The organism is Flavobacterium limicola (genome assembly GCF_003634755.1).
Classification (GTDB): domain Bacteria; phylum Bacteroidota; class Bacteroidia; order Flavobacteriales; family Flavobacteriaceae; genus Flavobacterium; species Flavobacterium limicola.
On record NZ_RBXA01000001.1, the window covers coordinates 574,834 to 589,167 of the forward strand.

Genomic DNA, 14,334 nt, shown 5'->3' on the forward strand with positions numbered 1-14,334 from the left:
ACTGTTTTATAGTAGCGTTTCTTAAAATCAATATTTTCAAAAAACATGTCTGAGAAATATAAAGTTATCGATAGTACAGTGCCTACTTTTATTACAATAACAGTTGTAGACTGGGTAGATTTATTGGTACGACCTAATTATTGTAGTATTTTAGACGAATCCTTAAATTATTGTATCAAGGAAAAAGGATTGAGTGTGCATGCTTATGTATACATGACTAGTCATATTCATTTAATTGTAACAGCATTTGATGGAGAGTTGCAAAATGTTATTCGGGATTTTAAAAAATTCACCTCAAAAAAACTGGTACAAGCAATAAAAGAACACCCTGAAAGCAGGCGAGAATGACTGTTACGGAAATTTAGTTTCGAAGCTCAAAAATCAGGAAGAGCTAAAAATTATAAAGTATGGCAAGATGGTTTTCATCCCGTTATATTGGATACTTTGGAAAAAATAGAACAGTGTCTAAACTATATTCATTATAATCCTGTTGAAGCCGAAATTGTTTTTCATGAAAGAGATTATGTAAACAGTAGTTATAGAAATTATGAAGAAGACAATACTGTTTTTTGTAATGTAAATGTCGAACCTTTATGGTAATCTGTTTATATTAGCCGCGTTGCAAACGCTTTATTTAGTTCACACAAGTAAGTAGGTACTCGTTGCAAACGAGCACCAGAGTACAGAGACACTACAGAACATAAAAAAAGACCTTTAGAAATTTTCTAAAGGTCTTTTTTTATAAAAATGTATTTTCTTAAAAACCGTAATTAACGCCTAATCCAAATACTTCTCTAACCTGAACGGCTTGAATCGAATTGTCGTCATAAATGGCTTGTACCGCTACATTAGCCGACAAGTATTTATTGATTTTCATGATGACATTCATTTGGTAATCAACATCCACGTTTTGAGGATTATCTAAATAATTGGAATATAAATTCAGTCGGTTTTCTACAGATACATTCGTCATGATATTGAATTTATAGTATGCCGTAATACTGGCTCCAAACTCAAATCGAGTAGAGTCGCCTTGCAATACTCCAAAAGAAGGACCAAATTCAGTAAAATGAGGATGAACAACAATCAGTTTTGCTGTCGCCGGAGAAAAATTGACACTCAAATTATTACTTTTTTTCCAAAGCATTCCTGGTCCCAACTGGAAGTAAGCCGGAGAGAAAAAATGCGATATTTTATCATCATTTTTGTCTAATCCAGTGTCCATTTGAGTCTTGAAATTAAAAAACATCGAATAGTACCATTGTCCTTTGGCTTTCTTTCCCCAAAGAGAATTCAGTTCCAAACGATCGTCCGTTTTTGCGGTTTTTTCGTCTCCTTTTATTTTGGTTAAACCGTACGCTAAAATAAATTTGTTATCCCAAACGATATCTTCTTTTTTATAATTGAAGTCATAATTCAGTCCAAAATTCCCCGCAATATTCGAAGTTCCACCACCCAGCCATTGTTTATTATAAGCCGATTGATTAAAAAGCAGTGAGATGTTTCCTTTTTTGGTCCAATACTTTATCGTGTCTGTTGCCGTTTCTTGTGCAGCAGCAGAAAGCATTGCAAAAAGAAACACTACAGAAAAAGCTATTTTTTTCATGTTTTTTATTTTAAATACACTGTGTACGTATTCCTAAACGTAAATATATTATCCCTTTTTAGGTGCTTTGTATAATGGAACGGCAGAGCATGCTTCGCCATACATTATACTTCGTGCAAAAGGTTGCAAGTAATGCGCTGCTAATACATAAGCCCGCATCGGAACCGGTTTTTTGGAGCATCCTTTTATGATAACCGGCTTGTTTTCATAAACCGAATAATCAATTTTAGGCAACAATTCTTCATACAAAGAAGCATCTAAATCTTCCAAAGTTCCATTGATGATTTTCTTTGCAAATGGCGCTAATTGAATCGCCACCAAAATTGAAGCCCAAGCCGGAACAATAGCATCGGTGCTGCAATGAATGGCGACATATTGATCTTGGTATTGTGACCAATCGTGATTTTTCAACTCCTCTCTAAAGTCTTTTTCTTTCAATAAAAAACCTTCCAAAAGCCATTGCGAAATATCGATTTGCGCACGAATCCCCATTGGATAATAATCTTCGAGATCGAAAACTTCCAAAACACTATTCGCAACTTTATTTATAATTTCATCTTCCATACCATTTTTTTATAGATAGCCTTCAGCCTGCAGTGTGAACAGTTGGGCATATAATTTTTTATTTTCCATTAACTCATTATGCGTTCCTGATTCTAAGATCTTACCTTCTTGTAAGACTAAAATACGGTCTGCCTGTCTCACAGTGCTAAATCTATGAGAGATTATTACACTGGTTTTATCTTTTATTAATCCTATAAATCGTTCAAAAACTTCGCTTTCAGCTTTGGCATCTAGTGCCGATGTGGGCTCGTCTAGAATCATAACCTCAGCGTTTTTCATGTAAGCCCGCGCCAACGCAATTTTTTGCCATTGTCCTCCGGATAGTTCCTGACCTTTGGCAAATCGTTTTCCTAGTTGTTGATCATAGCCATACTTTAATTCAGAGACAACTTCGTTGGCCAAACTCAATTCAGCCGCTTTTTGTATTCGTTCGTAATCATTAATTTCATCAATTTTGCCAATGGCGATATTTTCTTTCACTGAAAATTCATACTTGAAAAAATCCTGAAAAAGGACTCCAAAATATTCCTGGTAATTGGCCTTATTATATCGATTTATGTTGATGCCATCAAGCAAAATTTCACCCGATGTTGGCTCGTAAAACCGAAGCAGTAATTTAGTAAGTGTTGTTTTTCCAGCACCATTCTGCCCAACGAATGCTATTTTTTCTCCAGCTTTTATAACAAAACTAATGTCTTTTACTATTTGATTATCAGATTCCGGATAAGCAAAATAGACGTTTTTAAATTCAAATCCAATTTTGATTTTTTCTGGCAACGGAACCTCCTTTTCATTTTTATATTCGGACGGAATGTCAAGAAAATCAAAATAATCTTTCAGATATAAAGAGCTTTCGGATATCCGAGTAAATTTCGAAAAAAAATCTCGCAGACTACTCATTAAGCGATTGAAACTCCCTGATAAAAAAGTTAATTCACCAAGCGTAATTCCGCCCGAAAGAACTCTGTAAATTATAAAAACATATGCTGCATAATAACTAATTGATCCTAAAACATTAAATAAAAACCCATAACTGGAACGTTTTACAACGAGCGATTTGTTTAATTTAAAATAGCGCGTTGCAAGGGTTTCAAATCTTTCGACCAGAAAGCTAGTTAATCCAAAAAGCTTAATTTCCTTTGCCGTTTTATCATTAGCGCCAATAAATCTAAGGTAATCCAATTCCCTTCTTTCGGAAGTCCAGCTTCTAGCCAGCGAATATTGTTGTTGACTGAAACGTACTTCGTTAATAAAAGATGGAAAAATGCTTAAAACTAATAAGACAATTAAATAAGGTTCAAAATAAATCAATCCTATTACAAGCGAAAAGATAGAAATAGTAGTTTGCGCCTGACCTAAAACATTCGACATTAAATCGACACGACCTGCCGTTTGCGTTCTTGCTCGGTCAAGCTTGTCGTAAAATTCAGAATTTTCCAGCAGACTAATATCGATTTCATTAGTCTTTTTGATAATTTTAATCGAACTATTGATATTGTACTGATCTCCAAGAATTCCATCGGTAAGTGAAATTGCCCGACCTACCAAATCAGATAACACGACGAGTATAAACTCTATTGCTACAGAATGCCATAGCGCAGAATAATCCTTTTCGCCGTGTGTTGTAATTTGGATGATGGCATCAAAAATGAGTTTTCCAACCCATAAAATTGCAACGGGCAACAAAGCCGCAACGATTCTGCAAAAAGCTGATGTCAAGAATAACGTTTTGTTAGTACGCCAAATTTCTTTGAAAAAGCGGGGTATAAAAAAAAGCGAATCAAAAGAAGATTTTAGTCCAATTTTTTGATCGTTTAAAGATTTGGGTTGAGTCCGCGCCATTTTAAAGCATACCCAATTCTAGTTTTGCTTCCTCGCTCATTAAATCTTTGCTCCAAGGCGGATCAAAAGTAATTTCTACTTCAGCATCTTTTACATTCTCTAATGATTTTACTTTTTCTTCTACTTCTCTTGGTAAACTTTCTGCAACTGGGCAGTTAGGAGAGGTAAGCGTCATCAGGATTTTTACTTCATAATCCGTATTAACCATCACGTCATAAATCAATCCTAATTCGTAAATATCTACAGGAATCTCCGGATCGTAAATAGTCTTTAATATTTTTACGATTGATTCTCCTAATTCAGTGGTGTCTATTTCTTGTGTCATAATTTTGTCTGTTTTTTAAACACATAAGTCATATAAGTTTCTCTTTTTAAAGAAGATATAAGTATGTGTAAGTTTTTATTTTAGTTTTTAATATTTTTAAAACATATAAGTCATGTAAGTTTCTTTGTTCAAAGTAAAACATTCATCTAATTTGCTTATATGCTTATATGCTTATATGTTTAATTTTTTTTAGTCTTCAAGCCGCCTATATAATTCATTCACCATTGTTTTTTGACCTTCGTAGAAAATATTTTTCACATTAAAATTAATCAATAAACCAATTGGCGCATTTAATAAATTCATATAAGTAAGTAATTGTGCTTCATAAATCGGGTTTATTTCACTTACCGATTTTAATTCAACAACAAGAGCATTTTCTATAAATAAATCACATCGCAATTTAGATTCTAACTCATGTCCTTTATATTTTAAAGGGACCAGTAATTCAGAAGAATAATTTATTTTCCGTAATTCTAATTCTTTTTTTAGGCATTGATGATAAACACATTCCAATAGACCCGGACCTATACTTTTATGAACTTCAATTGCTGCTCCATTAACCTGATACACTAAATCTTTGAGATAACTCCTCGTTATATTTATAGTCATCAGCTTACGTTGGTAAAGTTAGTGTATGTTAATTTGAATTAAAAAAACTGATATGACTTATATGTTTGAAATCAATTCTTTGCATTGAACGCCAAAGCATACATTTTAATATTTTTTATCATCGATACCAATCCATTGGCGCGCGTTGGCGATAAATGTTCTTTCAAGCCTATTTCGTCAATAAAATCCATGTCGGCTTCGAGAATATCAGACGCTTTTTGATTGGAAAAAGTCCGAATTAATATCGCAATAATTCCTTTGGTCAAAATGGCATCGCTATCGGCAGTGAAAACAATTTTGTCATCCGTTTGTTCTCCTTGCAACCACACTTTTGACTGGCAGCCTTTAATCAGATTGTTTTCGGTTTTGAATTCTTCTTTTATCAAAGGAAGTTTTTTTCCTAATTCGATGATGTATTCATAACGCTCCATCCAGTCGTCAAACATGGAGAACTCATCAACAATTTCCTCTTGTATCTCTTTAATTTTCATACTATGCTGAATTTATTTCAGTTTTATTCTTTAGCTAATGACGTTATGGTGTTCACTAATTTCTTAATTTCTTTTGGTGGAAAACCATGATCAAAACTATCCGTTTCATAGGTTTTATCTTTGAAGGTGATTTTCAAATTGGCAATAGCAGCACCGTCATAAAAACGTTTTTCGGTTGGCGCTTTTAATTTGGATAAACTATCCAATTCCACCTTTTTAAAACAATCCAATAATTCTTTCCAGTCGGCATCCGAAATTTTCGTTGGTACCGGTTTATCATTTCCGTCTCTGTCTTTTGAAACCGTCAGCATCTGATTTTTTACCGTGATTTTTTGATAAAAACCTCTCGTGTTGGCTGTGTATTCAATAACAGCGGTTTCAATATCTTGCGCTTTGGCGCTATCGCAACCGTTGCCCAGAAAAATAGTCAGAAATAATAAGGATAGAATTTTCATAATTTTAATTTTATTTAGGACAACATGAGTTGCGCTTTTTTAATAGCTTCAACCATAACATCAATTTCTTCTTTGGTATTATAAAAAGCAAATGATGCTCGTATAGTTCCCGGAATATTAAAGAAATTCATAATGGGTTGGGCGCAATGATGGCCTGTTCGTACTGCTATTCCTAATTTGTCAATTATGGTGCCAATGTCGTAGGGATGAATTCCTTCAATGTTAAACGAAATTACGGAAGTTTTTTCTTTGGCGGTGCCAAAAATCTTCAAACCTTCAATTTCCAATAATCGTTTCGTCCCGTATTCCAGCAATTCTTTTTCTTGTTGTTGAATGTTGTCAAAACCAACTTCATTCATATAATCAATGGCAGTTCCCAGAACAATTCCACCAGCAATATTTGGTGTTCCGGCTTCAAATTTATGAGGCAACTCCGCATAAGTAGTTTTCTCGAAAGTCACTTCCTTAATCATTTCGCCTCCACCTTGGTAGGGCGGCAATTTATTCAGCCAAGCTTCTTTTCCGTACAAAATACCGGTACCTGTTGGTCCACATATTTTATGTCCTGAAAAAACATAAAAATCACAATCCAATTCCTGAACATCTGGTTTCAAATGCGGAACCGCTTGCGCTCCGTCAATCAAAATCGCTGCGCCAACTTCATGCGCTTTGTCAATCATGTATTTAATTGGATTGACTGTTCCAAGAGCATTCGAAATGTGATTTACGGTAACAATCTTAGTTTTATCCGAAAGTAATTTGTCATACTCTGACATAATCAGTTCGCCATCAAGATTCATTGGAATCACGCGCAAAGTCGCTCCCGTTTTCTCGCACAACATTTGCCAAGGCACAATATTGCTGTGGTGTTCCAATGCCGAAACTAAAACTTCATCACCTGGTTTCAAAATAGAAGCAAATCCATTAGTAACTAAATTGATTCCATGCGTTGTTCCCGAAGTAAAAAGTACTTCATGAGCAAATTTTGCATTGATGTGATTTTGAAGTTTACCGCGTGAAATCTCGTAAGCATCAGTTGCTAATTGACTTAACGTGTGAACGCCGCGATGAATATTAGCGTTGATTTCCTGATAATATTTTGAAATCGCATCAATTACCACTTGTGGTTTTTGCGAAGTAGCTCCATTGTCAAAATAAACCAATGGTTTTCCGTTTACTTTTTGTGAAAGAATAGGGAAGTCGGCTCTAATTTTATTAATGTCTAACATTTTGTCTGCTTTTTTTTAATGTTTTATTGGTCTGAAATAAAGCCAATAGTAAACATTTTTTTAGAGAAACTAATTTGGAATTAGTCTTTCATTATTTAGAATTTTTCTAAATACAAAAGTAGTGAAATTGGAATTAATTTTTAGCAAACACTTGTTAATAAAACTTGATTTTCTCAATTTGGTATCCGTTCAAAAATGTGGTTCTTTTTTATTAAATTGCTTCAAATTAATTCTCTATGAAAAAATTCTTCAAGTTCGTTGGTTTTGCTTCTTTTATCGGAATCTTTTATTTGGGTTTCACAACCTATCCAAAATTGGATTTAATTTCTGGCTTTTCAGCTAAAAGTATCGCCTCGGGTCATTTTATTGATAATCGTTCGCAGGAAATGATTGAGAAAGGCGACAATGATATCGACATGATTGATTTGGCCAAAAACAAAATTGAAGATGCCGGAAAGTTTGCCGTGGCTTCGGTTTATGGTTTGAAAGAACGAAAAGCAATTTACCGAGAAGGTTTAGGAGTGACTTTAATCAACGATGATTTTGATGTATCAAAACCGTATTTGGTTCCCAAAAGAACAAAGTTGAACAACAATTTGCCTTTTCCGTATGGAAATAATGAACCTAAAGACACCATTTTTGCTAATGTTGATTATATTAAATTGAATGCGGCTGTCGCCAATGCTTTTGATGCGAAAGGAGAATTGAAAAAGAGAACGCGTTCTCTTTTAGTAATTTATAAAGACAAAATCATAGCCGAGAAATACGATACTGGATTTAATAAAAACAGCAAAATTTTGGGTTGGTCTATGACCAAAAGTGTCACGAGCGCTATGTTTGGAATTTTGGAAAAACAAAGAAAATTTGACATTGATGATCCTGCGCCAATTCCAGAATGGGCAAATGACAGCCGAAAATTGATCACAACAAGTGACTTGCTGCACATGAATTCCGGTTTACAATGGGTAGAGGATTACACTACTATTTCTGATGTTTCCAAAATGCTTTTTCAGGCCCCAGATATGACTCGCTCGCAATTAGAAAAACCGGCTGAATATAAACCTAATATGCGGTGGAATTATTCTTCGGGAACCACGAATTTACTTTCAGGGATTTTGCGCAAGCAGTTCAAAACGCATCAGGAATATCTAGATTTTTGGTACAGTGCTTTGATTGATAAAATAGGAATGAACTCTATGGTTATCGAAACCGATATGGCTGGAAATTATGTCGGTTCATCCTACGGTTGGGCTACAACGAGAGATTGGTCAAAATTTGGGTTGTTGTATTTACATAACGGTAATTGGAACGGTGAACAAATTTTCAATGAAGGTTGGGCGAAATATACCGCAACTCCTACCAATAGATCTGAGGGAAGATATGGCGGACATTTTTGGCTTAATGCCGGCGGATCATTCCGTGATGTCCCAAGAGATATGTACTATTGCAGCGGTTTTCAGGGGCAAATGGTGGCAATTATTCCGTCACTTGATTTAGTGATTGTTCGAATGGGTTTAAAAGAAGATCCTAATTTTGATTTTAATGGGATGTTGAAAGGAATAATTGAAAGTGTGAAGAAATAATCATATTAATAAAAAACCTTGTCATATTAAAAAACCCTGTCAGAGTTCAAAACTCTGACAGGGTTGCTATTTAACTTCTTGAATTGGATTACAAATCAAATCCCAATTTTACGCCTAATTTTGTGGCGATAATTTTGGTGATACGCTGTTTTAATTCTGGTATTTTGATGTTTTCGATAACGGCATTCGAGAATGCATACATCAATAACGCTTTGGCTTCTTTTTTAGGAATTCCACGTTGTTGCATATAGAACATTGCGGTTTCGTCTAATTGTCCAACGGTACAACCGTGAGAACATTTTACGTCATCGGCAAAAATCTCCAATTGCGGTTTTGCATTTATTGTCGCTTTGTCACTCAATAAAATATTGTTGCTTTTTTGGAACGCATTCGTTTTTTGAGCGTCTTTCTCTACGTACACTTTTCCGTTAAAAACTCCTGTAGAACGATCAGCATAGATTCCTTTATAATCTTGGAAACTTTCGCAATTTGGAGCCGAATGTTTCACTAGAGTATAATGATCTACGTGTTGTTTTTCACCAATAATCGTGATTCCGTTTAACGTACTTGTCAATCGTTCCCCAAAGTGATAAAAATTCAAGTTGTTTCTCGTTAAGTTTCCTCCAAAAGAGAATGTGTGAACAGAAACGTGGCTTTCTTTTTGTTGCGAAACGTAAGTATTATCAATTAGATTCGCTTCAAGCGTATCGTTTTGAATTTTGTAATAATCAACGATAGCACGTTTTTGAGCAAAAATCTCGGTAACAGAATTCGTTAAAACCGGATTTTCGTTTAAACTTTGATGACGCTCGATAATTTGAACATGTGAATTTTCACCTACAATCACTAAGTTTCTTGGCTGAACCAAAAGAGCCGCTTCATTTCCGGTAGAGAAATACATGATTTCAATAGGTTTATCAGCTACTTTACTTTTTGGAATGTTGATGTACGCTCCTTCAATAGCAAAAGCTGTATTCAACGAAGTCAGACTTTCGTCTTTGTTGGCAATTTGGTTAAAATAAGTATCAATAACCATTTTGTATTTTGGTTTCGTCAATGCCGATGACATCAAGCAAACATCAATTCCTTCGTGTGTTGTTGACGATAAATGCGAACTGAAGACACCATCAATAAACACTACTTTATAGGTGTCTATTTCGTGTAAAAAGTATTTTTTTACGTGGTTGAATTCAACTGCATTTTCTTGTTTTGGAAAAACGGTAAAGTCATTTTTTAAGATGGCATTTAGCGAAGTGTATTTCCAAGCTTCGTCTTTTTTGGTTGGGAAACCTTTATTTTCAAAGTTTTTTATGGCGGCAGTTCTTACGTCATGAAGTTCGGAGTGAACATCGACGCGCTCTTCAAAAGCCATAAAAGACGATAGTAATTTTTCTTTTAATTCCATTTTTATATTGTTTAAAGTTTAAGGTTTAAAAGTTTAAAGTTATCTCGAGGCAACTTTAAACTTTAAACTTCAAACAAAATTTTAAGCTTCTTGTTCTTGTTTAATCCAGTCGTATCCTTTTTCTTCCAGTTCGTGTGCTAGTTCTTTTCCACCGGATTTTACAATTTTTCCGTTGTATAATACGTGAACGAAATCAGGAACGATGTAGTCTAATAAACGTTGGTAGTGTGTGATTACTACGATGGCATTTTTGTCGCTTTTTAGTTTGTTAACACCATTGGCAACAATCCGCAAGGCATCAATATCAAGACCAGAATCGGTTTCATCAAGAATAGCCAATTTTGGTTCTAGCATTGCCATTTGGAAAATTTCGTTACGTTTTTTCTCTCCACCAGAAAAACCTTCGTTTAGAGAACGAGACAAAAATTTACGGTCGATTTCAAGTAATTCTGATTTTTCACGAATAACTTTTAGCATTTCATTTGCAGGCATTTCTTCCTGACCGTTTGCTTTACGTGTTTCGTTAATGGCAGTTCTCATGAAGTTGGTAACTGAAACTCCCGGAATTTCCACTGGATATTGGAACGAAAGAAAAACGCCTTTATGCGCTCTTTCTTCTGGTGCCAATTCGGATAGGTCTTCTCCATCTAAAGAAATTTCTCCTTCGGTTACTTCGTAGTTTTCGTTTCCTGCAATGATTGACGCAAGTGTACTTTTTCCAGCACCGTTTGGCCCCATTATCGCGTGAATTTCTCCCGCTTTTACTTCAAGGTTAATCCCTTTTAATATTTCTTTGTCACCTATCGAGGCGTGTAAATTTTTTATACTTAACATGTTTTCTTTGTTTAAAGTTTAAAGTTTAAAGTTCTCGTAGTTACTGAAACTTGGTGCCTTTAAAATCTTTCTTGTTTAAATATGATATAAAATTGTTTATTTTTCCACTTAAATTTTCGAAGTCAGTTTTTAAAATTTCAAACTTTTCTTCATTGATATATTTGTAATCTAAAATGCGGTATAATTGCGACCTTGTTTCTCCAGCGGATCCTTTTGCGATAGACAAAAACTGCCTAAATTCTAAATTTCCGTTTCTCTCAAAACCTTCAGCAATATTATCCATTACTGAGCCTGATGATGCTTTTATTTGATCTTTAAATCTGAAATCATTTTTTAAATCTGATTCTACAGAAATAATATGAATTTCTTTAGCCAGTCGTCTAGCCTCTTTCCAAATTTCTAAATCTTCAAACTTAGTTATTGTCGCCATTCATTTTTGTTTAAGGTTTAAAGTTAATCATAAGTTGCTCAACTTTAAACCTTAAACTTTAAACAAATTTTTATCCTACCGAACCTTCTAACGAAATTTCTAATAATTTTTGTGCTTCTACGGCGAATTCCATTGGTAACTTATTCAAAACATCTTTACTGAAACCGTTTACGATTAAGGCAATTGCTTTTTCAGTTGGAATTCCACGTTGATTGCAATAGAAAACTTGGTCTTCGCCAATTTTACTTGTCGTAGCTTCATGTTCTATTTTTGCCGATGGATTTTTACTTTCGATGTAAGGGAAAGTATGCGCGCCACAATTATTTCCCATTAATAGCGAGTCACATTGCGAAAAGTTTCTGGCGTTATCTGCGTTTGGTGAAATTCGGACCAAACCACGGTAACTATTTTGTGATTTTCCAGCAGAAATTCCTTTAGAAATAATAGTCGATTTAGTGTTTTTACCTAAATGAATCATTTTTGTTCCAGTATCGGCTTGTTGGAAATTATTGGTTACAGCAATCGAATAAAATTCTCCAGTTGAATTGTCTCCTTTTAAAATAACAGAAGGATATTTCCAAGTAATGGCAGAACCTGTTTCTACTTGTGTCCAAGAAATTTTTGCGTTTTTCTCGCAGATTCCTCTTTTAGTCACAAAATTGTAAACGCCACCTTTTCCTTCTTTGTTTCCAGGATACCAGTTTTGTACTGTCGAATATTTGATTTCGGCATCGTCCAAAGCGATTAGTTCCACTACAGCAGCGTGCAATTGATTTTCATCACGGCTTGGAGCGGTACAACCTTCAAGGTAAGAAACATAACTACCTTCATCAGCAACTAATAATGTTCTTTCGAATTGTCCTGTTCCCGCCTGATTGATTCTAAAATAAGTTGAAAGTTCCATTGGGCAACGAACGCCTTTTGGAATATAACAGAAAGATCCATCAGAGAAAACTGCTGAGTTTAGCGCCGCATAAAAGTTGTCTTTTTGCGGTACGACTGTTCCTAAATATTTACGAACTAATTCTGGATGCTCTTTGATGGCTTCAGAAATACTCATGAAGATAATTCCTTTTTCGCCTAATGTTTTTTTGAATGTAGTCGCTACTGAAACCGAATCCACAACGATATCCATAGCCACATTATTCATCATCTTTTGCTCATCGACAGAGATTCCTAACTTTTTGTACATTTCTAACAGTTCCGGATCTACATCGTCCAATGTTTTATTGGGGTCTACCGCTTTTGGAGCTGAATAATAGGAAATGGCCTGAAAATCAGGTTTGGTATAATGTACATTTGCCCATTCTGGCTCCGTCATTTGCTCCCAAGCACGAAAAGCCTCCAGACGCCAGTCGGTCATCCATTGTGGCTCTCCTTTTTTGTGTGAAATAGCGCGAACGATATCTTCATTTAAACCAATTGGAAACGTTTCTGATTCTAATTCGGTGTAAAATCCGTATTCGTATTCTTTAGTTTCGAGTTCGATTTTTAAATCGTCTTCTGTATATTTGCTCATTCTGATTTAAAGATTTAAAGATTTAAAAATTCAAAAATTGAATATTAAACTTTATTATTGATGTCTAAATATTAAAGAGAGAAACTCTCTCCACAACCACATGTTCTATTGGCATTAGGATTATTGAAAACAAACCCTTTCCCATTAATTCCTCCTGAGAATTCTAATATTGTCCCGGCTAAGTACAGAAAAGATTTTTTTTCAACAGCGATAGTGATATCGTTGTCTACAAAAATTTTATCGTCGTCGCTTTTTGTTTTATCAAATTTTAAATCATAAGACAATCCAGAACATCCGCCGCTTTTTACACCCACTCTTACGTAGTCGATTGCAGCGTCAAAACCATCATCTTGCATTAAATCGATGATTTTTTTTCTTGCTGTGTCAGAAACTTTTATCATAGCTTATATTGATTTTGTCTAAATTAAGGACAAAGATAGTGTATAAAATGCTTTTTCCATAATTGATAACATTTTTATAACCAATGTAAAAATAGAAAAAAGCTATTTGAAACATTAAAAAGCATTTGAATTCCCTAACTTTGAATCCTCTCAAAAAACAGAAAAACCATGAAACTATATCCCATAGAAACCGGAAATTTTAAACTCGATGGCGGCGCTATGTTCGGCGTGGTGCCAAAAACCATTTGGAATAAAACCAATCCAGCCGATGAAAATAACCTAATTGATATTGCGGCACGTTGTTTACTGATTGAAGACGGCAACCGATTGATTCTGATTGATACCGGAATGGGGAATAAGCAATCCGAGAAATTTTTTGGGTATTACTCGCTTTGGGGAACACATTCCATGGATAAATCGTTGGCTAAATACGGTTTTCATCGTGATGATGTTACCGATGTTTTTATGACACATTTGCATTTTGACCATTGTGGTGGAAGCGTGCAATGGAACGCTGACAAAACAGGTTACGAACCTGCGTTTAAAAATGCTAAATTCTGGTCTAATGAAAATCACTGGGAATGGGCAACAAAACCTAATGCGAGAGAGAAAGCATCTTTTTTATCCGAAAATATTTTGCCGATGCAGGAAAGCGGGCAACTGAATTTCATTCAAAGACCAGAAGGAGATTTTCTTTCAACATCAGAACTGGGTTTTGGCATCTTCTTTGCTGATGGACATACAGAAAAGCAAATGATTCCGCACATACAATATAAGGATAAGACTATCGTTTTTTGCGCTGATTTATTGGCAACAGCCGGACATATTCCTATTCCGTATGTTATGGGATATGATACCAGACCTTTATTGACAATGCCGGAAAAAGAAAAATTCATGAATGCGGCTGCTGATAACAATTATTATTTGTTTTTAGAACATGATGCACATAACGAGATTATCACCGTACAAAAAACCGAAAAGGGAGTTCGCTTAGCAGAAGTTTTTACTTGCGAACAAATCTTAACATAGTGTTAATCATAA

17 protein-coding genes are annotated in these 14,334 nt (G+C 34.9%); 4 read left to right on the forward strand and 13 right to left on the reverse strand.

Going from position 1 to position 14,334, the window contains the following annotated elements; genetic code table 11:
- Positions 1-45 precede the first annotated feature (45 nt).
- Together BC952_RS15000 and BC952_RS15005 are read left to right on the forward strand one after the other, a co-directional pair.
- A complete protein-coding gene (locus tag BC952_RS15000) occupies positions 46-348 on the forward strand; it encodes a transposase (RefSeq protein ID WP_244200083.1) in 303 nt (100 codons plus the stop codon).
- Positions 349-444: 96 nt separating this feature from the next.
- Positions 445-600 carry a hypothetical protein gene (locus BC952_RS15005; RefSeq protein ID WP_244200084.1) on the forward strand — a complete coding sequence of 52 codons (156 nt, stop codon included), beginning with the start codon at positions 445-447 and terminating at the stop codon, positions 598-600.
- 157 nt (positions 601-757) lie between these two features.
- On the opposite strand, the gene BC952_RS02510 is transcribed toward BC952_RS15005, so the two are convergent.
- From BC952_RS02510 to BC952_RS02545, 8 genes are all read right to left on the reverse strand, one after another.
- Positions 758-1,606 carry a DUF3078 domain-containing protein gene (locus BC952_RS02510; protein WP_121364115.1) on the reverse strand — a complete coding sequence of 283 codons (849 nt, stop codon included), beginning with the start codon at positions 1,604-1,606 and terminating at the stop codon, positions 758-760.
- Positions 1,607-1,654: 48 nt separating this feature from the next.
- Positions 1,655-2,170 (reverse strand): DUF2480 family protein, encoded by a 516-nt coding sequence (locus BC952_RS02515; RefSeq protein WP_121364116.1) that lies wholly within the window; start codon positions 2,168-2,170, stop codon positions 1,655-1,657.
- A gap of 9 nt (positions 2,171-2,179) precedes the next feature.
- Positions 2,180-4,012, reverse strand: coding sequence for an ABC transporter ATP-binding protein (locus BC952_RS02520; RefSeq protein WP_121364117.1), 1,833 nt, complete (start codon positions 4,010-4,012; stop codon positions 2,180-2,182).
- 1 nt (position 4,013) lies between these two features.
- Complete coding sequence (locus tag BC952_RS02525) at positions 4,014-4,337, reverse strand: SUF system Fe-S cluster assembly protein (RefSeq protein ID WP_113636249.1); 324 nt, start codon at positions 4,335-4,337, stop codon at positions 4,014-4,016.
- A gap of 189 nt (positions 4,338-4,526) precedes the next feature.
- Positions 4,527-4,946 (reverse strand): GxxExxY protein, encoded by a 420-nt coding sequence (locus BC952_RS02530; protein WP_207209793.1) that lies wholly within the window; start codon positions 4,944-4,946, stop codon positions 4,527-4,529.
- A 71-nt stretch (positions 4,947-5,017) separates the two neighbouring features.
- Positions 5,018-5,437 (reverse strand): SufE family protein, encoded by a 420-nt coding sequence (locus BC952_RS02535; RefSeq protein ID WP_121364118.1) that lies wholly within the window; start codon positions 5,435-5,437, stop codon positions 5,018-5,020.
- 23 nt (positions 5,438-5,460) lie between these two features.
- Positions 5,461-5,892 carry a hypothetical protein gene (locus BC952_RS02540; protein WP_121364119.1) on the reverse strand — a complete coding sequence of 144 codons (432 nt, stop codon included), beginning with the start codon at positions 5,890-5,892 and terminating at the stop codon, positions 5,461-5,463.
- 14 nt (positions 5,893-5,906) lie between these two features.
- The gene (locus BC952_RS02545; protein WP_121364120.1) at positions 5,907-7,121 is read right to left on the reverse strand and encodes an aminotransferase class V-fold PLP-dependent enzyme; all 1,215 of its coding nucleotides are present in this window, start codon (positions 7,119-7,121) and stop codon (positions 5,907-5,909) included.
- A 236-nt stretch (positions 7,122-7,357) separates the two neighbouring features.
- On the opposite strand from BC952_RS02545, the gene BC952_RS02550 reads away from it, so the two are divergent.
- Complete coding sequence (locus BC952_RS02550; protein ID WP_121364121.1) at positions 7,358-8,704, forward strand: serine hydrolase domain-containing protein; 1,347 nt, start codon at positions 7,358-7,360, stop codon at positions 8,702-8,704.
- An 88-nt stretch (positions 8,705-8,792) separates the two neighbouring features.
- On the opposite strand, the gene sufD is transcribed toward BC952_RS02550, so the two are convergent.
- From sufD to BC952_RS02575, 5 genes are all read right to left on the reverse strand, one after another.
- The gene (sufD, locus tag BC952_RS02555) at positions 8,793-10,109 is read right to left on the reverse strand and encodes a Fe-S cluster assembly protein SufD (RefSeq protein WP_121364122.1); all 1,317 of its coding nucleotides are present in this window, start codon (positions 10,107-10,109) and stop codon (positions 8,793-8,795) included.
- An 81-nt stretch (positions 10,110-10,190) separates the two neighbouring features.
- Positions 10,191-10,943 carry a Fe-S cluster assembly ATPase SufC gene (sufC, locus tag BC952_RS02560; RefSeq protein ID WP_099714056.1) on the reverse strand — a complete coding sequence of 251 codons (753 nt, stop codon included), beginning with the start codon at positions 10,941-10,943 and terminating at the stop codon, positions 10,191-10,193.
- Between the two features lie 40 nt (positions 10,944-10,983).
- Entirely contained in the window at positions 10,984-11,373 is a 390-nt protein-coding gene (locus BC952_RS02565; protein WP_121364123.1) for a four helix bundle protein, read from the reverse strand.
- A gap of 70 nt (positions 11,374-11,443) precedes the next feature.
- Positions 11,444-12,892 (reverse strand): Fe-S cluster assembly protein SufB, encoded by a 1,449-nt coding sequence (gene sufB, locus BC952_RS02570; protein ID WP_121364124.1) that lies wholly within the window; start codon positions 12,890-12,892, stop codon positions 11,444-11,446.
- Positions 12,893-12,963: 71 nt separating this feature from the next.
- Positions 12,964-13,293, reverse strand: coding sequence for a HesB/IscA family protein (locus BC952_RS02575; protein WP_113636269.1), 330 nt, complete (start codon positions 13,291-13,293; stop codon positions 12,964-12,966).
- 168 nt (positions 13,294-13,461) lie between these two features.
- Here BC952_RS02575 and BC952_RS02580 point away from each other — a divergent pair, with 168 nt between their 5' ends.
- Entirely contained in the window at positions 13,462-14,322 is an 861-nt protein-coding gene (locus BC952_RS02580) for an MBL fold metallo-hydrolase (RefSeq protein ID WP_091166385.1), read from the forward strand.
- Positions 14,323-14,334 lie beyond the last annotated feature (12 nt).

Excerpts from the sequence above, each read along its gene's own strand:
- BC952_RS02565 (WP_121364123.1), bottom strand. The coding sequence starts at position 11,373 with ATGGCGACAATAACTAAGTTTGAAGATTTAGAAATTTGGAAAGAGGCT.
- BC952_RS02580 (WP_091166385.1), top strand. The coding sequence starts at position 13,462 with ATGAAACTATATCCCATAGAAACCGGAAATTTTAAACTCGATGGCGGC.
- BC952_RS02550 (WP_121364121.1), top strand. The coding sequence starts at position 7,358 with ATGAAAAAATTCTTCAAGTTCGTTGGTTTTGCTTCTTTTATCGGAATC.
- BC952_RS15000 (WP_244200083.1), top strand. The coding sequence starts at position 46 with ATGTCTGAGAAATATAAAGTTATCGATAGTACAGTGCCTACTTTTATT.
- BC952_RS02540 (WP_121364119.1), bottom strand. The coding sequence starts at position 5,892 with ATGAAAATTCTATCCTTATTATTTCTGACTATTTTTCTGGGCAACGGT.
- sufB (WP_121364124.1), bottom strand. The coding sequence starts at position 12,892 with ATGAGCAAATATACAGAAGACGATTTAAAAATCGAACTCGAAACTAAA.
- BC952_RS02510 (WP_121364115.1), bottom strand. The coding sequence starts at position 1,606 with ATGAAAAAAATAGCTTTTTCTGTAGTGTTTCTTTTTGCAATGCTTTCT.
- BC952_RS02525 (WP_113636249.1), bottom strand. The coding sequence starts at position 4,337 with ATGACACAAGAAATAGACACCACTGAATTAGGAGAATCAATCGTAAAA.
- BC952_RS02530 (WP_207209793.1), bottom strand. The coding sequence starts at position 4,946 with ATGACTATAAATATAACGAGGAGTTATCTCAAAGATTTAGTGTATCAG.
- sufC (WP_099714056.1), bottom strand. The coding sequence starts at position 10,943 with ATGTTAAGTATAAAAAATTTACACGCCTCGATAGGTGACAAAGAAATA.
- BC952_RS02515 (WP_121364116.1), bottom strand. The coding sequence starts at position 2,170 with ATGGAAGATGAAATTATAAATAAAGTTGCGAATAGTGTTTTGGAAGTT.
- sufD (WP_121364122.1), bottom strand. The coding sequence starts at position 10,109 with ATGGAATTAAAAGAAAAATTACTATCGTCTTTTATGGCTTTTGAAGAG.
- BC952_RS02520 (WP_121364117.1), bottom strand. The coding sequence starts at position 4,012 with ATGGCGCGGACTCAACCCAAATCTTTAAACGATCAAAAAATTGGACTA.
- BC952_RS02535 (WP_121364118.1), bottom strand. The coding sequence starts at position 5,437 with ATGAAAATTAAAGAGATACAAGAGGAAATTGTTGATGAGTTCTCCATG.
- BC952_RS02575 (WP_113636269.1), bottom strand. The coding sequence starts at position 13,293 with ATGATAAAAGTTTCTGACACAGCAAGAAAAAAAATCATCGATTTAATG.
- BC952_RS02545 (WP_121364120.1), bottom strand. The coding sequence starts at position 7,121 with ATGTTAGACATTAATAAAATTAGAGCCGACTTCCCTATTCTTTCACAA.